The sequence below is a fragment of the Massilia sp. CT11-108 genome, from assembly GCF_047302915.1.
Lineage (GTDB): Bacteria > Pseudomonadota > Gammaproteobacteria > Burkholderiales > Burkholderiaceae_D > Telluria > Telluria orientalis.
This window is the reverse complement of sequence record NZ_JBKYMO010000048.1, coordinates 1-20,065: the sequence shown is the minus strand read 5'-3', so window position 1 is coordinate 20,065 and position 20,065 is coordinate 1. Positions and strand designations below refer to the sequence as shown.

General features: G+C 66.3%; 16 protein-coding genes. 8 read left to right on the top strand and 8 right to left on the bottom strand.

Annotated features, from left to right (window positions below; all coding sequences use genetic code 11):
* The 3 genes from ACEN88_RS07000 to ACEN88_RS06990 all read right to left on the bottom strand — a co-directional run.
* The coding region (locus ACEN88_RS07000; protein ID WP_413338220.1) for a carbohydrate kinase family protein at positions 1-848 on the bottom strand (848 nt) is incomplete at its 3' end.
* A gap of 1 nt (position 849) precedes the next feature.
* On the bottom strand, positions 850-2,061 hold the full coding sequence (locus tag ACEN88_RS06995; RefSeq protein ID WP_413338218.1) for an AGE family epimerase/isomerase: 1,212 nt from the start codon (positions 2,059-2,061) through the stop codon (positions 850-852).
* A 27-nt stretch (positions 2,062-2,088) separates the two neighbouring features.
* Positions 2,089-3,132 carry a LacI family DNA-binding transcriptional regulator gene (locus ACEN88_RS06990; protein ID WP_413338217.1) on the bottom strand — a complete coding sequence of 348 codons (1,044 nt, stop codon included), beginning with the start codon at positions 3,130-3,132 and terminating at the stop codon, positions 2,089-2,091.
* A gap of 318 nt (positions 3,133-3,450) precedes the next feature.
* On the opposite strand from ACEN88_RS06990, the gene ACEN88_RS06985 reads away from it, so the two are divergent.
* The 5 genes from ACEN88_RS06985 (at position 3,451) to axe2C (ending at position 10,748) form a co-directional block, all read left to right on the top strand.
* On the top strand, positions 3,451-4,722 hold the full coding sequence (locus ACEN88_RS06985; protein ID WP_413338215.1) for a sugar MFS transporter: 1,272 nt from the start codon (positions 3,451-3,453) through the stop codon (positions 4,720-4,722).
* A gap of 105 nt (positions 4,723-4,827) precedes the next feature.
* A complete protein-coding gene (locus tag ACEN88_RS06980) occupies positions 4,828-7,071 on the top strand; it encodes a glycoside hydrolase family 3 C-terminal domain-containing protein (RefSeq protein WP_413338214.1) in 2,244 nt (747 codons plus the stop codon).
* An 88-nt stretch (positions 7,072-7,159) separates the two neighbouring features.
* Positions 7,160-8,488, top strand: coding sequence for a glycoside hydrolase 5 family protein (locus ACEN88_RS06975; RefSeq protein ID WP_413338212.1), 1,329 nt, complete (start codon positions 7,160-7,162; stop codon positions 8,486-8,488).
* On the top strand, positions 8,488-9,702 hold the full coding sequence (locus ACEN88_RS06970; protein ID WP_413338210.1) for a glycoside hydrolase family 27 protein: 1,215 nt from the start codon (positions 8,488-8,490) through the stop codon (positions 9,700-9,702). The genes ACEN88_RS06975 and ACEN88_RS06970 overlap by 1 nt, the downstream gene beginning before the upstream one ends.
* Complete coding sequence (gene axe2C / locus ACEN88_RS06965; protein WP_413338208.1) at positions 9,702-10,748, top strand: bifunctional acetylxylan esterase/glucomannan deacetylase AxeC2; 1,047 nt, start codon at positions 9,702-9,704, stop codon at positions 10,746-10,748. Before ACEN88_RS06970 ends, axe2C begins: the two co-directional genes overlap by 1 nt.
* Before the next feature lie 196 nt (positions 10,749-10,944).
* Here the strand turns inward: axe2C and ACEN88_RS06960 are convergent, their stop codons facing one another.
* A complete protein-coding gene (locus ACEN88_RS06960) occupies positions 10,945-11,445 on the bottom strand; it encodes an Lrp/AsnC family transcriptional regulator (protein ID WP_036230990.1) in 501 nt (166 codons plus the stop codon).
* 140 nt (positions 11,446-11,585) lie between these two features.
* Here ACEN88_RS06960 and ACEN88_RS06955 point away from each other — a divergent pair, with 140 nt between their 5' ends.
* The 3 genes from ACEN88_RS06955 to ACEN88_RS06945 all read left to right on the top strand — a co-directional run bounded on the left by ACEN88_RS06955 (position 11,586) and on the right by ACEN88_RS06945 (position 17,931).
* Positions 11,586-15,134: an indolepyruvate ferredoxin oxidoreductase family protein gene (locus tag ACEN88_RS06955; protein WP_413338206.1), complete on the top strand. Its 3,549-nt coding sequence runs from the start codon at positions 11,586-11,588 to the stop codon at positions 15,132-15,134.
* A gap of 99 nt (positions 15,135-15,233) precedes the next feature.
* Entirely contained in the window at positions 15,234-16,811 is a 1,578-nt protein-coding gene (locus ACEN88_RS06950; RefSeq protein WP_413338204.1) for a S41 family peptidase, read from the top strand.
* 199 nt (positions 16,812-17,010) lie between these two features.
* Positions 17,011-17,931, top strand: a complete 921-nt coding sequence (locus tag ACEN88_RS06945) for a glycosyltransferase family 2 protein (protein ID WP_413338202.1) — start codon at positions 17,011-17,013, stop codon at positions 17,929-17,931.
* Between the two features lie 3 nt (positions 17,932-17,934).
* On the opposite strand, the gene ACEN88_RS06940 is transcribed toward ACEN88_RS06945, so the two are convergent.
* The 4 genes from ACEN88_RS06940 to ACEN88_RS06925 all read right to left on the bottom strand — a co-directional run.
* Positions 17,935-18,087, bottom strand: a complete 153-nt coding sequence (locus ACEN88_RS06940) for a hypothetical protein (protein WP_413338200.1) — start codon at positions 18,085-18,087, stop codon at positions 17,935-17,937.
* Positions 18,088-18,150: 63 nt separating this feature from the next.
* The gene (gene ttcA / locus ACEN88_RS06935; protein WP_413338198.1) at positions 18,151-19,074 is read right to left on the bottom strand and encodes a tRNA 2-thiocytidine(32) synthetase TtcA; all 924 of its coding nucleotides are present in this window, start codon (positions 19,072-19,074) and stop codon (positions 18,151-18,153) included.
* Entirely contained in the window at positions 19,071-19,469 is a 399-nt protein-coding gene (locus ACEN88_RS06930; RefSeq protein ID WP_056134732.1) for a dihydroneopterin aldolase, read from the bottom strand. The genes ttcA and ACEN88_RS06930 overlap by 4 nt, the downstream gene beginning before the upstream one ends.
* 35 nt (positions 19,470-19,504) lie before the next feature.
* Positions 19,505-20,065: SDR family oxidoreductase (locus ACEN88_RS06925; protein WP_413338196.1), on the bottom strand; the 561-nt coding region annotated here is incomplete at its 5' end.

Sequence of the window (20,065 nt, the reverse complement as noted above, 5' to 3'; positions counted from 1 at the left end):
GCCGCGGCGCCCGCCGCCACGGCGAAGCGCAGGTGGGCGAGGCCATCGCGTTCGGGCGCATGCAGCATGCTCCACGCCAGCGCGGCGATGCTGGCGTCGCCCGCGCCGACCGTGTCCACGGGCGTGATGCGCGGCGCCGCCATCTCCCACGATCCTGCCGGCGTATGCAGCGAGGCGCCGGCCGCCCCCTTCGTGTACAGATAGGTGGCGTCCGGGTTCCAGCCGCGCAGCGTCGCGAAGGCGGCATCGGCGTCGTCCGTCCGGAGGAGGCCCACGAGATCCTCTTCCGAGACCTTCACGACGTCGGCCAGGGCCGTCATGCGCCGGAGTGTCGGGTCGTAGTTCTCGTCCATCAGCGCGCGGAAGTTCGGGTCGTAGCTGATGCGCACGCCCCGCGCCTTCAACGTTTCGGCCAGCGCGACGAGCTTGCCGGCCAGCGGCTGGCGCGCCAGGCTGATGCCGCCGAAGTGCGCCCAGCGGCAGGCGCCCATCCAGTCTTGCGGCAGCTGCGCGGCGTCGAAATGCAGGTCCGCGCTGTCGTCGCCGACGAAGAAATAGCTGGGCGGGTCGAGGCGGTGCACGATCGCGAGCAGCGGCGATTTGTCCAGGCGCTGCAGGAAGCGCTCGTCCAGGCCTGCATCGAGGGTGGCGCGCCACAGCTGGTCGCCGAACACGTCGCGGCTGACGGCGCCGGCGAAGGCGCTGGGCGCGCCCAGCTTGGCCATCGCGCGCGCCACGTTCCACGTCGAGCCGCCCGTCACGCTGTGCCAGCGCGTGGCGCCGGCGTCGTCGACAATCATGTCGGTCAGGGCTTCCCCTGCCGCGACGAATACGGGAAAGTCCGCCATGTCAGTCCTTCACGAGAACGGTCAATACTTCATAGCAGGCGCCCATCGTGTGGTAGTCGACCTTGCCGGCCGGGCTCTTCTCGTCCGTGAGCTTTTCGTTCGCCGGGCCGAGGATGCGGTACCAGCCGCCGTGTTCGTGATCGACGAAATGTTCCCAGCTGTAGGCCCAGATGCGGTCGTACCAGTCCCAGTACGCTTTATCTCCCGTGCGCGCGCCCAGCAGCGCGGCGGCGGCGAGGCTCTCGGCCTGCACCCAGAAGTACTTGTCGGCGTCGCAGATTTCGTTTTCCGGACCGAAGCCGTAATGGATGCCGCCGTGCTTCGCGTCCCATGCCTTGGTCAGCGCCGCGTCGAACAGCTGGCGCGCGCGCGGCACGAGCCAGTCGGACGGGCCGGCCATCTGGTCCTTGTGGCGTTCCATGATCAGGAGGAGCTTGGCCCATTCCGTCAGGTGGCCCGGCTGGTAGCCCCACGGGCGGAAGATGTTCGTCTTGTCGTCGCGGTTGTAGTCCGGGTCGACGGACCAGTCGCTGTTGTAGTGTTCCCAGACCAGGTTGCCGTACAGGGCCGCCTGGCGCACGGTGATGTTGTGCGCGAGCGTCTCGGCACGCCACAGGAATTTCGTGTCGCCCGTCGCGTCGAACGCGGCCAGCATCGCTTCGCACGCATGCATGTTGGCATTCTGGCCGCGGTACGGGTACAGCGTCGACCAGTCGCCGCTCGCTTCGTCCGCGTACAGGCCGTGCGCCGGTTCCCAGAAGCGGCGTTCCATCAGGTCGTACGTCTCGTCCAGCCAGGCGCGCGCTTCGTCGACGCCGGCCATGACCGCGTGGGCGTACGCCAGCAGCACGAAGGCCAGGCCGTAGCAGTGGTTCGTGTCGTCCGTGACTTTCTTCTGTCCGTCGTTCCAGTCCAGCGTCCAGGCATAGCCGCCCGTCTCCGGGTTGCGGTGCGCGTCGCGCAGGAAGCGCAGGCCGTGCAGCACGCGTTCGCGGTCGGCCGGCTCCTGGAACTGGCGCCACGCCATCGAAAAATTAAACACGAAGCGGGTGCTGCTCACCAGGTGGCGCGTGCGCGCGTCGTAGATCGCGCCGTCGTCCTTGTAGAAGTGATAGAAGCCGCCGCTCGGGTCGACGCAGCGCGGGTCGTAGAACTGGCGGGTGTGGCGGATGTGCTGCAGCAGCGTCGAGCGGGAATGGAAATCGGGAAGCATGGTGGGTGTAGGTGGATAAAAAGTGACTTACTTACGGATGCGGAAGTCTTCGCACACGGTGCTGGCGCGCACGACGAGTTCCACGGGCGCCACCTGTTCCAGCGGCGGATCCTGCGGACCGCGCAGCAGCAGCTCGACGCCCAGCGCGCCCAGCTCCTTCTTGTTGATGCGCAGCGTCGTCAGCGGACGGTGGCCCAGCACGGCGCCGGGGATGTCGTCGAAGCCGACGATCGAGATATCGTGCGGCACCGTCTTCCCGGCCGCGAGGCAGGCGCGCATCGCGACGAGGGCGGCGGCGTCGTTGTAGCAGAACACGGCGTCGGGCGGGTGGGGCTGGTCGAGCAGCGCCTGCATCGCTTCGTAGGCGCCCGTCTCGAGGTCGACGCCGTCCGGCAGGCACGTCTCCAGGCGCGGGTCGGCCAGCATGCCCGCTTCGTACAAGGCCTGGCGGTAGCCGCGGTTGCGCTCGCGGATGCTGTAGTGGCCGAGCGAGCCGGAGATCATGGCGATGCGTTCGCGTCCCAGCGAAATCAGATGCCGGGTGGCGAGGTAGCCGCCCATGTGGTTGTCCGGGTTGACCGAGCTGTAGCCGCGCAGCTTCATGTCGATGAGGACGAGGGGCTTGCCGCTGGCGCGCAGGGCGTTCAGCAGTTCGGGTTCGAAGAAGCCGGCGCACACGATGGCGTCCGGCGCGTGCATGCGCAGCTGTTCCGTGACGCCGTCGGCCGGGCCGACCGCCATGAACGACAGCACGATGCCCTGCTTGCGGCAGGCTTCCTCGGCCCCGTGCAGCACGGGCGAGTAAAACGGGCTGCTGGCGGCCGTATTGTGTTGTCGATGCAACAGGAACGTGAGGCGGCGGATGCGCTTGCGGCGCAGCTTGCAGAAGTCATACCCCAGTTCGTGGGCTGCCGACAACACCATCTGGCGCGTGCTTTCCGTGAGGCCGGGCTCGTTTTTCAGGGCGCGCGAGATCGTGCCGGCCGAGACGCCGGCGTACTTGGCCAGGTCGCGGATCGTGACCGGTGCGGGGCTGTCGCCCGCCCGGGGGCGTGAGGTGACGGGATTCACGTTGTCTCCGATATCGTTGCTGCGCACGCCTTGGGCGTCGCTCATTTGAATGGAGTCTTGCATATGAAAATTCCCTTGGTCAAACGCGAAGGTGCATTTACAGGGAAGTTTAGTCGGCTTTACTAAACAGCTGTTTGCCCGGTATATTCTCATGTAAGAAACCGATTTCATAAGAGGGGAGGCCGTGTTTAGTGGCACCTGACTAAACTTCGCGGCGAATCGCATACCCCGTTTGACCCCTTTACCCTGCTTCTGCAGAATCTTTTCACAATAAAAGTTGCCGTCCTGTTAGCGGTAACATCTCAAGGAGACTTATCCATGGAACGTGCACCACAGGCTGTCGTCGAGCCTGCTAACCGGGCCCAGCCCAGCTACACCTTTCCGCTGACCGTCGTCACCGCACTGTTTTTCATGTGGGGCCTGCTGACGTCGCTGAACGACATCCTGATCCCGCACCTGAAATCGGTCTACAACCTGACGTACGTACAGGCGATGATGGTGAACCTGGCCTTCTTCAGCGGTTACTTCCTGCTGTCGATCCCGGCCGGCGCCCTGATCCGCCGCATCGGTTACAAAGCCGGCGCCGTCGTCGGCCTGGCCGTGTGCGCCGTCGGTGCCGCGCTGTTCTACCCGGCCGCCACCAGCGTGTACGCGCTGTTCCTGTTCGCCCTGTTCGTGCTGGCCGGCGGCATCACCATCCTGCAGGTGGCCGCCAACCCGTACGTCACCGTACTGGGCCCGCCGGCCACCGCGTCGAGCCGCCTGAACCTGACCCAGGCCCTGAATTCCTTCGGCACCTTCGTCGGCCCCCCGATCGGTGGCTACCTGATCCTGTCGCACATCTCGACGGTCGCCGATCCGAACAACATGACCGCCGCCGAGAAGCTGGCGCAGGCGCAGGCCGTGCAGGGTCCGTACCTGGGCCTGGCCGCCACGCTGGCGATCCTGGCCATCCTGTTCGCCGTGATCCGCCTGCCGATCATCCGTGACGAGGACACCGGCACGGTGCGCACCGGCTCGATCCTCAAGCAGAAGCGCCTGATGCTGGGCGTGCTGGCGATCTTCGTGTACGTCGGCGCCGAGGTGAGCATCGGCAGCTTCCTGATCAACTACATGGGCGACTCGTCCATCGCCGGCTTCTCGCCGGAAGTCGGCGCGAACTATGTCGCCTACTATTGGGGCGGCGCGATGGTCGGCCGCTTCATCGGTTCGGCCGTGATGCGCACCGTCAGCCCGGGCAAGGTCCTCGCGTTCAACGCCGCCGTGTGCATCGCGCTGCTGGTGGCGACCACGTTCGGCCATGGCCACTTCGCGATGTGGGCCGTGCTGGCCGTCGGCCTGTTCAACTCGATCATGTTCCCGACCATCTTCAGCATGTCGGTGCACGAACTGGGCCCGCAGACCAGCCAGGGCTCCGGCCTGCTGGTGATGGCCATCGCCGGCGGCGCCGTGGTGCCCGTCATCCAGGCCCAGGCCGCGGACATGATCGGCCTGCAGACGTCGTTCCTGATCCCGGCCGTCTGCTACGCCTTCATCCTGTACTTCGGCGCGAAATACGCCCGCATGTACGTGGACATCAAGGCCGTCTGACCGCCTGATCCGAATTGCCGCCGCGTGGTTCTCACGCGGCGGCACATTGCATATCCAAAGCGTCGCATACCTATAACGATCCGTACCCTAAGAGAGCCTCGTCCCATGCGTTTGAATCAACTGACCCTCGTTGCCGCCCTGGCTGCCGCCTTCCCCCTGTTCGCCACCGCCGCCGACGCGCCCGCCGCGCCGGCCCAGAAGCCGTGGCTGGACCGTTCCCTCAGCGCCGACAAGCGCGCCGAACTCGCCGTCAAGGCCATGACCCGCGAAGAAAAGCTGCGTTGGGTGTTCGGCTATTTCGGCACGTCGTTCGCCCCGAAGGGCACCACGCCGCCGAAAGACGCGATCCCGTTCTCGGCCGGCTTCGTGCCGGGTAACCCGCGTCTCGGCCTGCCGGACCTGCTGGAAACGGACGCCGGCCTCGGCGTCGCCACCCAGGCCACCCCGACCCCGCGCGAGCGCACGGCGCTGCCGTCGGGCCTCGCCACCGCATCGACGTGGGATACGCAGATGGCCTATGCCGGCGGCGCGATGATCGGCTCGGAAGCGCGCCTTTCCGGCTTCAACGTGATGCTGGCCGGCGGCGTGAACCTGATGCGCGATCCGCGCAACGGCCGCAACTTCGAATACGCCGGTGAAGACCCGCTGCTGGCCGGCACGATGGTCGGCCATGCCGTCAAGGGCATCGAATCGAACCACGTCATCTCGACCGTCAAGCACTATGCGCTGAACGACCAGGAGACGGGCCGCAACGAGCACGACGTCCGCATCGACAAGGCCGCGGCCCGCATGTCGGACCTGCTCGCGATGCAGCTCGCGCTGGAGCAGTCGGACGCCGGTTCCGTCATGTGCTCGTACAACCGCGTGTTCGGCACCTATGCGTGCGAGAACGACTACCTGCTGAACGAAGTGCTGAAGAAGGACTGGGGCTTCAAGGGCTACGTGATGTCCGACTGGGGCGCGACGCACAGCACCGTGCAGGCCGCGAACAATGGCCTGGACCGCCAGTCGGGCCAGGAATTCGACAAGTCGCCGTACTTCGGCGGCGCGCTCGACGAAGCCGTGAAGAACGGCTACGTGTCGGAAGCGCGCCTGGACGACATGGCCACGCGCATCGTGCGCGCCATGTTCGCCAAGGGCGTCGTCGACAATCCGGTCGCGCAGGGCGGCAAGATCGACTTCGCGAAGAACGGCGCCGTCAGCCGCGCGACGGCGGAAGAGGGCATCGTCCTGCTGAAGAACGACAACCGCGTGCTGCCGCTGTCGAAAGACGTGAAGACCATCGCCATCATCGGCGGCCATGCCGACGTGGGCGTGCTGTCGGGCGGCGGTTCGTCGCAGGTGTATCCGGTCGGCGGCAATGCCGTGCCGGGCCTGGAGCCGAAGGTCTGGCCGGGTCCGGTCGTGTACTACCCGTCGTCGCCGCTGCGTCACATCCAGGCGCTGGCGCCGAACGCGAAGGTCGTGTACGACGACGGCACCGATCCGGCACGCGCCGCGCGCGTGGCCGCGCAGGCCGACGTCGCGCTCGTGTTCGCGACGCAGTGGATCGGCGAGGCGAACGACGCGACGTCGCTGGCGCTGCCGGACAACCAGGACACCCTGATCGACAACGTGGCCGGCGCCAACCCGCGCACCGTCGTCGTGCTGGAAACGGGCGGCCCGGTCGCGATGCCGTGGGTGTCGAAGATCCCGGCCGTGCTGGAAGCGTGGTACCCGGGCACGAGCGGCGGCGAAGCGATCGCGCGCGTGCTGTTCGGCGCCGTGAATCCATCCGGCCACCTGCCGGCCACGTTCCCGGTCTCCGAGCAGCAGCTGCCGCGTCCGAAGCTGGACGGCGATCCGAAACAGCCGGAGCAGCGCTTCACCGTCGATTACACGAAGGAAGGCGCGGCCGTCGGCTATAAATGGTTCGACCAGAAGGGCCTGACCCCGCTGTTCCCGTTCGGCCACGGCCTGTCGTACACGACGTTCTCGTACTCGGGTCTCGCGAGCCAGGTCAAGGACGGGCGCCTGCACGTGCGCTTCAAGGTCACGAACACGGGCAACGTCGCCGGCAAGGACGTGCCGCAGGTGTACGTGTCGCCGCTCGCCGCCAAGTGGGAAGCGCCGAAGCGCCTGGCCGGCTGGGACAAGGTCGCGCTGCAGCCGGGTGAATCGAAGGAAGTCGACGTCGTCGTCGAGCCGCGCATCCTCGGCCTGTTCGACGAGAAGAGCAAGACCTGGCGCATCGCCAAGGGCAAGTACAAGCTGGTGCTGGCCGAAGACGCGGCCGGCAAGAACGCGACCAGCGTGACGGTCGACCTGCCGGCGTCCACGCTGGACGTGCGCGGCCGCCAGCGCAAGTAAGCATCACCCCCCTGCCGCCCACCGCCCGGTGGGCGGCGCATGATCCCACACAATGACGTTCCCCAAGGAGCGCGAGGAGACTACGACCATGCAACGCAAGTTCGGCAACATCGCTTTGGCCGCCACCCTGCTGATGGCGGGTGCGACCCAAGCGGCACAAGCGGCAGACAACAGCGGCTTCGTGGCCGTCAAGGACAGCCATTTCGAACGCAACGGCCAGCGCTACATGATCGCCGGTGCGAACTTCTGGTATGGCGGCTACCTCGGCGCGCCGACGGGCGTGGGCCAGCGGGCCCGCCTCGTCAAGGAGCTGGACCGCATGAAGGCGCTCGGCATCAACAACGTGCGCGTGCTGGCCGTGTCGGAGAAGACGGCAATGAAAAGCGCCGTCAGCCCCGCCACGACGGGCGCGCCCGGGCAGTACGACGAGCAGCTGCTGCAAGGCCTCGACTTCATGATGGCCGAACTGGCAAAGCGTGACATGACGGCCGTGCTCTACCTGAATAATTTCTGGCAGTGGTCCGGCGGGATGACCCAGTACCTGAACTGGTTCACCGGCTCGCCCGCGCACGATCCCAACGTGAGCAAGGACTACGAACGCTACATGGCCGAAAACGCGACGTTCTACACGAACGCCCGCGCCCAGGCCGAATACCGCAACGTGATCGCGAAGATCGTCCAGCGCACGAACACGGTGACGAAGAAGGCTTACCGCGACGACCCGACGATCCTGTCGTGGCAGCTCGCGAACGAGCCGCGCCCCGGCAACAGCAAGTCGACGCCGCGGGAAAAGGCGACGTACGTGAAGTGGATCGCCGAGACCGCCCACTACATCCGCTCGCTCGATGGCCGCCACATGGTCAGCACGGGCAGCGAGGGCCTGGCCGGCTCCGCGCAGGATGCGCAGCTGTACCTGGACGCGCACCGCACGCCGGACATCGCCTACCTGACGTACCACCTGTGGCCGACGAACTGGGGCTGGTTCGATCCGAAGAAGCCCGACGCCACGTGGAACGGCATGATGGAGAAGGCCAGCCACTACCTGAACGTGCATGTCGACTATGCGAAGAAGCTCGGCAAGCCGATCGTGCTGGAGGAGTTCGGCCTGAACCGCGACGGCGGCTCGTTCGACATCAAGGCGTCGACCAAGGTGCGCGACCGCTTCTATGACGCAGTCTTCACGACGCTGGAGAAGCGCGCGGCAGCGGGCGATCCGGTCGCCGGCTGGAACTTCTGGGCGTGGGGCGGTGCGGGGCGTGCGGCCAATGCGGATTACTGGTGGAAGCCGGGTAACGATTTCGTCGGCGATCCGCCGCAGGAAGAGCAGGGCCTTTATTCCGTGTTCGACAGCGATGCCAGCTCGCTCAAGTTGATCGCGGACCACGATAAACGCCTGAAGACGATTGGAGCAAAATAGTGAAACGTAGTGCCTCCCTGATCCTTGCCGCCACCATCGCGGCGTCCCCGGCCGCGGCCTGGGCGCAGAAATTCGACGGCCTCGCGGCCACCCCGCAGATGGGCTGGAACAGCTGGAATAAATTCGCCTGCGACATCGACGAAAAACTGATCCGCGAGACGGCCGATGCCATGGTCAAGCTGGGCCTGAAGGATGCCGGCTACCAGTACATCAACATCGACGACTGCTGGCACGGCGCGCGCGACGAGAACGGCAACATCCAGGCGGACGCGCAGCGCTTCCCGTCCGGGATGAAGGCGCTGTCCGACTACGTGCATGCGCGCGGCCTGAAGCTGGGCATCTACTCGGACGCCGGCGACAAGACGTGCGGCGGCCGTCCCGGCAGCCGCGGCCACGAATACCAGGATGCGAAGACGTACGCCGCCTGGGGCATCGACTACCTGAAATACGACTGGTGCGAGACCAAGGGCCTGAACGCGGTCGGCGCCTACACGACGATGCGCGACGCGATCCGCGCGGCCAACCGCCCGATTCTCTTCAGCATCTGCGAATGGGGCGACAACAAGCCGTGGGAATGGGCGGCCGACGTCGGCCACTCGTGGCGCACGACGGGCGACATCTATCCGTGCTGGGATTGCGAAAAGAGCGCCGGCTCGTGGTCCGCATGGGGCGTGATGCGCATCCTCGACATGCAGGCGGGCCTGCGCAAGCACGCGGGGCCGGGCCACTGGAACGACATGGACATGCTGGAAGTCGGCATGGGCATGACGGAAGACGAGGACCGCGCGCACTTCTCGATCTGGGCCATGATGAATTCGCCGCTCATCCTCGGCAACGACCTGCGTTCGATGCCGGACTCGGTCAAGAAGATCATCGGCCGCCGCGAAGTCATCGCCCTCAACCAGGACCCGCTGGGCGTGCCGGCGCTGCGCTTCTGGAAGCAGGGTCCCGTCGAACTGTGGGCCAAGCCGCTGGCCAACGACGAGTGGGCGTTCATGGTGCTGAACCGCGGCGAGTCCGCGCTGCCGCTGCACTATGACTGGAAGCAGAACGCCATCGCCGACGACCTGTCCAAGCGTGAAGTCGACTTCAAGAAGGCGACCTGGCACTGGACGGATGCGTGGACCGGCAAGACGGGCGACACGAGCAAGCGTCTCGACGCGACCGTGCCGTCGCACGGCGTGCTGCTGCTGCGCCTGAAGAAGGGGGCGTGATGCGCCGGCCGCTCGTTGCCGCGCTGCTGGCTGTGTGCGCGGCTGCGGCGGCCGCCGAGCAGACGATACCCGCCGCCGATACGCACGTCGCGCGCATGGGCCGCTCGGTGGCGGAAGCCGATGGCACCGTGCGCTTCGGCTATCCCGGCGTGACGTTGTCCCTGGTCGTCGACGGCACCCGGCTCGCCGTCGATGCGGCAGGCAGTGCCAGCAGCCTCGTCGACGTCATCGTGGACGGCAAACCCGCCGGCACGTTGCATCTGGCGCCGCAGGTGCAGTCCTATGACGTCTTCAAGGGCGCGGCGCGCGGCTCGCATCGCGTCGAACTCGTGCACCGCAGCGAGACTTGGCTGGGCGTGACGTCCATCGCGCGTTTCACGGCCGATGGCCGGTTCCTCGCCGCCCCCACGCTGCCCAGGCGGCGCCTGCTCGTGCTGGGCGATTCCGTCACGTGCGGCGCCGACATGGAGCGGGGCGCCGGCGACAAGGACACGCCCGATTGGTGGAATCCACGCCTGTCCTACGGCATGCTGGCCGCGCGTGCGCTCGACGCGCAGGTGCAGCTGGTCTGCTATGGCGGCCGGGGTCTCGTGCGCAGCTGGAACGACCGGACCGACGAATTTCAGCTGCCGGCGTTCTACGACCTCGCCATCGCCGATGCCGCGCATCCGGTGCGATGGAACCAGGCCGATTACGCTCCGGACCTGATCGTCATCGCGATCGGCACCAATGACTTCAACCCCGGCATCCCGGAGCGTGCGGCGTATGTCGATACGTACACGGCCTTGTTGCGCCGCGTGCTGCGCGACCATCCGCACGCGCAGATCGCGCTGACGGAAGGCGTGCTGCTGAATGGCGACAAGAAGGCGGCGCTGATCGGTTATCTGAAGGAAGCGATGGGCCGGGTGGGCGACAGGCGCGTGCACCTGCTCGCACCGGTGGCGTACCAGCCCGGTGACGCCGTCAATGGCCATCCGACGACGGCCCAGCATGCGGCCATGGCGGCCGAACTGCTGCCGCAACTGCGGCGCATCACCGGCTGGTAGGCCAAAAAAAATCCGACGGACCGGGACAACACCCGGTGCATCGGAAAGAGAGCCGGACCACACCGGCTGGAGACGAACCGGCCGCCCCTGAAGCGACGGCCGGGCCGAGACCAGATCGAGATTAGCGAGACCGCCGCGCCGGGTCAAACGCGCGCGCGCATCGGACTGCGAGTTTCGTGCTTATTACTAAACAGCCTCAAACAATGGGCAGCGCCGTCGTTTCCTTGATGCGCTGCAGGGCGAAGCTCGACTTGACGTCCAGCACGGCCGGGTGGCGCAGCAAGGTGCTCATCATGAAGCGCGAGAAGTGGTCCATGTCCTCCACGTGCACGCGCAGCAGGAAATCCATCTCCCCCGTCATCGCATAGCAGGCCACCACTTCCGGCCAGGTCGACACGGCCTGGGCGAATTCGAAGCGCGGCGACGTGGCCGGCACGCGCGCGTTCGCCGCGCCTTCGCTGTGTTTTTCCAGGCGGACATTCACATAGGCCAGCAGGCCCAGGCCCAGCTTGTCGGGATCGAGCAGGGCGACATATTGCCGGATGACGCCGGCCTCTTCCAGCCGCTTGATGCGCCGCAGGCAGGGCGACGGCGACAGGCTGACGCGCTCGGCCACGTCCTGGTTCGACAGGCGGCCATCCGACTGGAGGATGGCCAGGATTTTGCGATCGGTTTTATCCAGCTCGATTTTTGACATGAATTCTCCACGGGGCGGGCGTACGTCGCAATTTTATTGCGCAAATCGTCCGGCGGGGGGAATTCATTGAAATTTAATGCTGGGGGTGCGGGTCTATACTGGCCTCAACCGAAACACGACAAACATAATCGGAGACACGCATGAACGCCCCCCTGGACCGCAGCCAGCTGGAACCGCTATCCCCGCACGAGATCACGCTCGACGACAAATGGACGCTCGAGCGCGGCCGCGCCTTCATGACCGGCACCCAGGCGCTGATCCGCCTGCCGATGCTGCAGCGCGAACGCGACCTGAAGGCCGGCCTGAACACGGCGGGCTATATCACCGGCTACCGGGGCTCGCCCGTCACCCAGGTCGACCAGACCGCGTGGAAGGCGAAGAAGCACCTGGAATCGCACCACGTCCACTTCCACCCCGGCATGAACGAAGACCTGGCGGCCACCGCCGTCTGGGGCACGCAGCAGACCAATCTGTTCAAGGATGCGAAGTACGACGGCGTGTTCGCCATGTGGTACGGCAAGGGCCCGGGCGTGGACCGCTGCGGCGACGTCTTTAAACACGGCAACAACGCGGGCTCCGCGAAGAATGGCGGTGTGCTCGTGCTGGCGGGCGACGACCACGCAGCGAAATCGTCGTCCACGGCGCACCAGTCCGACCACATCCTGCACCACTGCGGCATCCCCGTGCTGTATCCGTCGTCCGTGCAGGAATACATCGACTACGGCCTGCATGCGTGGGCGATGAGCCGCTACAGCGGGCTATGGGTGTCGATGAAATGCGTGACCGACATCATCGAATCGGGCGCCGTCGTCGACCTCGATCCGGACCGCGTGCAGACCATCCTGCCGACCGATTTCGAGATGCCGCCGGGCGGCCTGAACATCCGCTGGCCGGACGCCGTGCTGGACCAGGAAGTGCGCATGAACCACTACAAGTGGTATGCCGCGCTGGCCTATGCGCGAGCCAATAAACTCAACCAGATCATCTGGGACAGCCCCCAGCCCAGGATCGGCATCATCACCGCCGGCAAAAGCTACCTCGACACGCGCCAGGCGCTGGCGGATCTCGGCATCGACGAGCAGGCCGCGCGCGACATCGGCCTGCGCGTGTACAAGGTCGGCATGACGTGGCCGCTGGACTCGGTCGGCGTGCACGAATTCGCGCGCGGCCTGGACGAGATCCTCGTCGTCGAGGAAAAGCGGCAAGTGCTGGAATACGCGCTGAAGGAAGAGCTGTACAACCTGCCGGACAGCGAGCGTCCGCGCGTCGTCGGCAAGTTCGACGACGCCGGCGAGTGGAGCGTCAAGAACCGCTCCGGCCAGGGCGACTGGCTGCTGTCGGCGAACTACGAGCTGAATCCGGCCCAGGTCGCGCGCGCGATCGCGTCGCGCATCTCGCACTACTGCGCCGGCCATCCGGTCGCGGAGCGCGTAAAGGAACGCATCGCCTTCCTCGAAGCGAAGGAACTGATCCTCAAGAACATCCCGAAGGCGAACCCGGAAACGGACCGCATCCCGTACTTCTGCTCCGGCTGCCCGCACAACAGCTCGACGAAGGTGCCGGAAGGCTCGCGCGCGATGGCGGGCATCGGCTGCCACTACATGGTGCTGTGGATGGACCGCGAGACGTCCACGTTCACGCACATGGGCGGCGAAGGCGTCACGTGGATCGGCCAGGCCCCGTTCACGGGCGAGAAGCACGTGTTCGCGAACCTCGGCGACGGCACCTATTTCCACTCGGGCGTGCTGGCGATCCGTGCCTCGGTCGCGGCCAAGGTCAACATCACGTACAAGATTCTCTACAACGACGCCGTCGCGATGACGGGCGGCCAGGTCGTCGACGGTCCGCTCGACCCGGCCAGGATCAGCCGCCAGCTCGCGGCCGAAGGCGTGACGCCGATCATCGTCGTCACCGACGAGCCGGACAAATATCCGGACGATTATCCGTGGGCCGAAGGCGTCACCGTGCGCCACCGCGCGGAACTGATGGACGTGCAGCGCGAACTGCGCGAGATGCCGGGCGTGTCGGCCATGATCTACGACCAGACCTGCGCGTCGGAAAAGCGCCGCCGCCGCAAGAAGGGCGCCTATCCGGATCCGGCCAAGCGCGCGGTGATCAACGAAGCCGTGTGCGAAGGCTGCGGCGACTGCTCGAAGCAGTCGAACTGCCTGTCCGTCGAACCGCTGGAGACGGAACTGGGCCGCAAGCGCCAGATCAACCAATCGTCGTGCAACAAGGATTTCTCGTGCGTCACCGGGTTCTGCCCGAGCTTCGTCACGGTCGAAGGCGGCGGACTCAAAAAGCCGAAGAAGACTGCTGCCGAAGCGGCGCCGCCGTCGCTGCCGATGCCGAAGATTCCTGCGACGACGAACCCGTTCGGCATCCTCGTCACCGGCGTCGGCGGCACGGGTGTCGTGACGGTCGGCCAGATCCTCGCGGTGGCCGCCCACGTCGAAGGCAAGGGTGCCCTCGTGCTGGACATGAGCGGCCTCGCGCAGAAGGGCGGTCCGGTGATGTCGCACGTGCGCCTGGCGGACCGCCAGGGCGATTTGTACTCGACGCGCGTCGGCACTGGTAACGCGGACCTCGTGATCGGCTGCGACCAGATCGTGACGGCCAGCCGCGACGCGCTGTCGCGCATGGGCGAAGGCCGCACGTGGGCTGCCGTCAACGGCACCGGCGCCACGACCGCCGCGTTCATCAAGAACCCGGACTGGCAATTCCCGGCCGAAGGTTCGCGCGGCGCCATCGTGCAGGCTTGCGGCGAAGGCAACGTCGACTTCATCGACGCCGGCCACATCGCGACCACGCTGATGGGCGACGCCATCGCCACCAACATGTTCATGCTGGGCTACGCGTTCCAGAAGGGCCACGTGCCGCTGCAGGAAGCGTCGATCCTGAAGGCGATCGAGTTGAACGGCGTGTCGGTCGCCTTCAACAAGGCCGCGTTCAACTGGGGCCGCACGGCGGCGCATGATCTGCCGTCCGTGCAGAAGCTCGTCACGCCCGCGAAGGTGATCGAGTTCAAGCGCGCGCAGACGCTCGACGAGCTCGTCAAGCGCCGCGTCGAACTCTTGACCGCGTACCAGAATGCCGACTATGCCGCGCAGTACAAGGCCTTCGTCGACCGCGTCCGCGCCGCCGAGGAAAAGCTGGGCAAGGGCACGCGCCTGACGGAAGCCGTCGCGCGCTACCTGCACAAGCTGATGGCCTACAAGGACGAGTACGAAGTCGCGCGCCTGTACACGGATCCCGCGTTCATGGCCAGGATCGACGGCATGTTCGAAGGCGACGTCACACTGAAATTCCACCTGGCGCCGCCGCTGTTCGCGAAGAAGGACAAGGACGGCCACCTGGTAAAACAGGAATTCGGCCCGTGGATGATGAAGGCGTTCGGCGTGCTGGCGAAGCTGAAGGGTTTGCGTGGCACGGCATTCGATCCGTTCGGCCACACGGCCGAGCGCCGGATGGAACGCGCCCTGAACCAGGAATACCGCGCCACCATCGAGGGCCTGCTGCCCAGGCTGACGGCCGACAACCTGGCGCAGGCCGTGGCCATCGCGAGTATCCCGGAAGACATCCGCGGCTTCGGCCACGTCAAGGAGCGCAACCTCAAGGTAGCCAAGCGCAAGGAAGCGGAACTGGTATCTGCCTTCCACGCGGGCGGCACCGTCACCCGCGCCGCCTGATGCTGTTCTTTTGATACGACGCCGCCCGCCGGTTTCGGCAGGCGGCGTTGTTACAGTTGGATGTATTTGCGCGAAGCGGCCGGGTCTATAATCGGACGCATGAAATCGCCTTCTACCGCTGCTTCGCCGACCCGTTTTTCCCGCCTGTTCGCTTGCGCTTTCGCGACGCTCGTCACGCTGTCCGGCTGTGGCGGCGGCGGGGGGAGTCCAGGCATCGGCGCCTCGACGCCCGTCGCCGGCAATCCCGGCACCGGGACGACCACGCCGCCGACCACGACGCCCACGCCACCGGCCGTGACCCCGGACCCGATCCCGTCCGACTACATCAGTTACCAAGACCTGTGCGCCGCGCCACGCACGGGCGTCGACGCCGAGGGTCATGCGTTCCCGGACCGCCAGGGCACGCTGCAGGACGAGATGAAATTCCTGCGCGGCTGGACCGACGCGACTTATCTCTGGTACAGCGAGATCCCGTCGACGGTCCGCATGGCCGACTACACGAACACGCTCGACTATTTCGATGCGCTCAAGACGCCCGCGCTGACCGCGTCGGGCAAGGACAAGGACCGTTTCCATTTCACCTACACGACGGCGGAATGGGATGCGCTGACCAATGCGAGCCAGGATACGGGCTATGGCCTGACGTGGTCCGTCAACTCCACGACGGCACCGCGCACCTGGATCGCGGCGATCGTCGAGCCGGGGTCGCCCGCGGCCGCGGCCGGCATCCAGCGGGGCGACCTGCTGACGGCCGTCGACGGCATCGACTTCATCAATACCGCCGACGAGGCGCAGATCGAACGGCTGAACGACGGCCTGTCGCCGGACACCGCGGGCGAGCGCCACACGCTCACGATACGCCGCGGCGACACCACGATGGACATCGCGCTGACGTCCGCCGTCGTCACGACGACGCCCGTGAAAAACGTGAAAGTGATCGACACGCCGACCGGCAAGGTGGGCTACCTGAGCTTCGAGGACCACAATGCCGTCTCCGAACTGCAGCTCGTGAATGCGTTCACGAGCCTGAAGAACCAGGGCGCGGCGGACCTCGTGCTCGACATGCGCTACAACGGCGGCGGCCTCCTGTACGTCGCCAGCGAACTGGCGTACATGATCGCGGGACCGGCCACGGCCGGGAAGACGTTCGAGCGCGCGCTGTACAACGACAAGACGGCGCCCGATGCCCCGATCCCGTTCCGCAACACGGCCTACGGCTTTTCCGCGCCGCGCAATATGGCGTTGCCCTACCTGGGCCTGAAGCGCGTGACCGTGCTGACGACGTCCGACACGTGCTCGGCCAGCGAAGCCGTCATCAACGGCCTGCGCGGGGTGGACGTCCAGGTCGATATCATCGGCGCCACGACCTGTGGCAAGCCCTACGGCTTCCTGCCGGCGGATAACTGCGGCACGACGTATTTCACGATCCAGTTCCAGGGCGTGAACGCGAAGGGTTTCGGCGATTTCGCCGACGGCTTCGCGCCGACCTGCGCCGTGTCCGACGACATGGCGCATGCGCTGGGCGATCCCGCCGAGGGCATGCTGGCCGCCGCGCTCGCGTACCGCGCCACCAATGCCTGCCCGGCGGCGTCGACGGCGCGGGCGCGTCGCGTGCCGATGCACATCGCGCGGTCGCAGATGAAGGAGATCGCGATTTATCCGCCGCGCACACGCTAAACACCTTGACTCATCAATGACACGATCGTAGCAATGTTCGCGTAGTGTAGGCATTCGCGTGGGCACGGGTGCCCATGGCGCTGTAACCGTTCGACCTCTTTCATATCCATTTGTCGGCGGCAGATGCTTGCAGTCTGATCCTGCGCAAGCGCCGCCGATTCCGCTGCAACCGTCGCGCACGGCGCCACTCTGAACCCATGTGTTTCGTTCGCTGGAGGGCGCCACGGCCGTCCGGGCCAGCTGCTGCCTCGTCTGCGGCGGGGCGACACCGGACCGGATCGAACATCTGCTGCTCAGCCTCACGACGGCCTGTCCGCACCTGCGGATCTACCTGGTCGACGATGCCCAACAGCCTGCGCTGGCCGCGCTGGCCGGACGCTACGGGGCGCACTACCGCCCGCAACGGGACTGGCCCCGTCAGGCGCGCGCCCATAACCGCATCCTGCGCGAGGCCGCGGCGGCGGGCAGTGTCTATCACTTGCTGCTTGCACCCGACATCGGCTTGCCGCTCGACGCGGTGGCCCGGATGGTCGCCTATATGGAGCAGCATCCCGACGTGGGCCTGCTGGCGCCGCGGGTGCAGGATGTGGACGGGCGCCTGCAGCCGCTGTGCAGCCTGCTGCCGGGGCCGCTGGAACTGCTGCTGGGACGCTGCTTTCCGCTGCTGCGCCGCTCCAGCGGCAGGCTGGCGCGCTACCAGCTGCACGCGGGCGGCTACAGCCGGGTGATGGAGGTGCCGGTGCCGCCGGGCTGCTGCCTGCTGATGCGCGTCGAGACCGTGCTGCGCGCCGGCATGTTCGACGAGCGCTTCCTGCAGAGGTTCGACACCGTCGACCTGGCGCGCCGCACCGCATGCATCGCGCGCACCGTGTTCGTGCCGCATGTCACGGTGTTGCGTCACCCTGCGCGCGACCCGGCCCAGGCAAGCGCGCGCGGCTGGCGCAGGCGGTCGGCAGCGCTCTGGTGGCGGTGCGTGTCGGCGTGGCGCTACTTCGACAAGTGGGGCTGGCTGCGCGATACCGAGCGCGACCGCATCAACGCCCGCGCGCTGCGCCAGTTCGGCCAGGCGCGCAGGCAGCCGGACGGCGTGAGCCCGGCGGGCACGGATGTCGCGGGTTGACGCTCAGCCGTACTGCAGCGGCCGGCGTGCGTACCAGCCGAACGCGAGGATCAGCAGGTAGCACAGCGCGGGCACGGCCAGTGCGAGGCGCAGGCCGGCGGCGTCGGCGGCGTAGCCCGTGATCAAGGGCACGATGGCACCGCCGAAGATGGCCACGCAGATCAGGCCCGAGCCTTCGGCCGCGCGCTCGCCCAGGACTTCCGACGCCAGCGTGAAGTATTACAGCGGCTGCAGCGGAATGGTCCCCGTCGCCGGCGTCGAGCACGGTTCCTCGTCGAACGCGATGTCGCCGGCCGGATTCGCCACGCCGTCCGCTTTCAGGTCCGTGAAGCCGAACATCTCGCGGTCCATCAGGTGCGACGGCACGACGGTCGACAGCGACGAGAAGATGTTTTCCACACGGCCCGGATATTTCTTCTCCCAGTCGCGCAACATCGCCTTGATCTGTTTTCTCTGCAGGTTTTCCTGCGAGCCGCACAGGTCGCACGGGATGATCGGGAACTGTTTTACCTCGGCATAGCGTTCCGTATCCGCTTCCTTCACGTAGGCCAGCGGACGGATGACGACGTGCTTGCCGTCGTCCGAGACGAGCTTGGCCGGCATGCCCTTGATCTTCGCGCCGAAGAACATGTTCAGGAAGAAGGTCTCGAGGATGTCGTCGCGGTGGTGGCCCAGGGCGATCTTCGTGCAGCCCAGCTCGTCCGCCACGCGGTACAGGATGCCGCGCCGCAGCCTGGAACACAGCGAGCACGTCGTCTTGCCTTCCGGGATCAGGCGCTTGACGATGCTGTACGTGTCCTGGTTCTCGATGTGGTACGGGATGCCCAGTTTTTCCAGATACGCCGGGAGCACGTCGGCCGGGAAGTTCGGCTGTTTCTGGTCGAGGTTGACGGCGACGATGTCGAAGTGGATCGGGGCACGCTCGCGCAAGGTCATCAGGATGTCCAGCAGCGCATAGCTGTCCTTGCCGCCGGAAAGGCAGACCATGACCTTGTCGCCGTCCTCGATCATGTTGAAATCGCCGATCGCCTGGCCGACGAGCCGGCACAGCCGCTTGTGCAGCTTGTTGTTCTCGTAGGCCTGCTTCTCGGCCTTTTTATCAAGCGCGTCCGTCTCGGGACGCGCCAAGGTCACTTCATTCATGCTTCATCCTTGATCTGGAACACTTCGACGCCGACGCCTTCGCAGTCGGGATACACGTCGGGCTTCATCGTCGACACGCGGGCCGCGCGCACGTTCGGGTGCGCCAGCATCGCCTTCACGACGTCGTCGCACAGGGTTTCCTGCAGGTGCACGTGGCCCTGCGCCATGCGCCTGGCGATGGTCTCGCGCATGAAGTCGTAGTCGACCACTTCGTGCAATTGATCGTCCTTCGGCGTCGACAGGGCGAGCGGGATGTACAGGTCGACATTGATCAGGACGCGTTGCTCGCCCTTCTTTTCGAACTCATGGACACCGATGTTGATCATGACTTCGTAATTGCGCAGGAACAGCCTGCGGCAATCGCGCAGTTGCGGGTAGAACAGGGCGGACAACATAGGAAACCTTCGAAATAAGAGGGGACGGGGTTGATTCAGTCTTCAGTCAAAAACATCACGTCGCGCGCCAGCGGCATCAGGTGCTGGCCGCCGTCGACGAGCAGGGTGGTGCCGGTCAGCGCCTTCGCATTGGCCGCGTAGCACACGGCGTCGACGATGTCCTGCGGCGTGGACGAGCGTCCCAGCGGCGTGACCTTGTGCGCGCGCTCGAAGCCGTCCGCGCTCTGGTCGCCCGAGACGAGTGTGATGCCGGGCGCGACGCCGACGACGCGCAGTGCCGGTGCCAGCGCCTGGGCCAGCATCGTGGTGGCCGTCTGCAATGCCGCTTTCGACAGCGTGTACGACAAAAAATCCGGGTTGAGATTGTACAGTTTCTGGTCGAGCAAGTTGATCACGACGGCCTGGCCGCCGTCCGGCACCAGCGCGTGCAATGCCTGCGCGAGCAGCAGCGGCGCGCCCACGTTGCACTGCATGTGGGCGGCCAGCAGGGCTGGAGAAAAGGCGTCCGGCTTGTCGTATTCGAACAACGACGCGTTGTTGACGATGCAATCCAGTCCGCCCAGCAGGTGCGCGGCCTGGCCGGGCAGGGCGCGCAC

Excerpts from the sequence above, each read along its gene's own strand:
- ACEN88_RS06995 (WP_413338218.1), bottom strand. The coding sequence starts at position 2,061 with ATGCTTCCCGATTTCCATTCCCGCTCGACGCTGCTGCAGCACATCCGC.
- ACEN88_RS06985 (WP_413338215.1), top strand. The coding sequence starts at position 3,451 with ATGGAACGTGCACCACAGGCTGTCGTCGAGCCTGCTAACCGGGCCCAG.
- ACEN88_RS06980 (WP_413338214.1), top strand. The coding sequence starts at position 4,828 with ATGCGTTTGAATCAACTGACCCTCGTTGCCGCCCTGGCTGCCGCCTTC.
- ACEN88_RS06975 (WP_413338212.1), top strand. The coding sequence starts at position 7,160 with ATGCAACGCAAGTTCGGCAACATCGCTTTGGCCGCCACCCTGCTGATG.
- axe2C (WP_413338208.1), top strand. The coding sequence starts at position 9,702 with ATGCGCCGGCCGCTCGTTGCCGCGCTGCTGGCTGTGTGCGCGGCTGCG.
- ACEN88_RS06960 (WP_036230990.1), bottom strand. The coding sequence starts at position 11,445 with ATGTCAAAAATCGAGCTGGATAAAACCGATCGCAAAATCCTGGCCATC.
- ACEN88_RS06955 (WP_413338206.1), top strand. The coding sequence starts at position 11,586 with ATGAACGCCCCCCTGGACCGCAGCCAGCTGGAACCGCTATCCCCGCAC.
- ACEN88_RS06950 (WP_413338204.1), top strand. The coding sequence starts at position 15,234 with ATGAAATCGCCTTCTACCGCTGCTTCGCCGACCCGTTTTTCCCGCCTG.
- ttcA (WP_413338198.1), bottom strand. The coding sequence starts at position 19,074 with ATGAATGAAGTGACCTTGGCGCGTCCCGAGACGGACGCGCTTGATAAA.
- ACEN88_RS06930 (WP_056134732.1), bottom strand. The coding sequence starts at position 19,469 with ATGTTGTCCGCCCTGTTCTACCCGCAACTGCGCGATTGCCGCAGGCTG.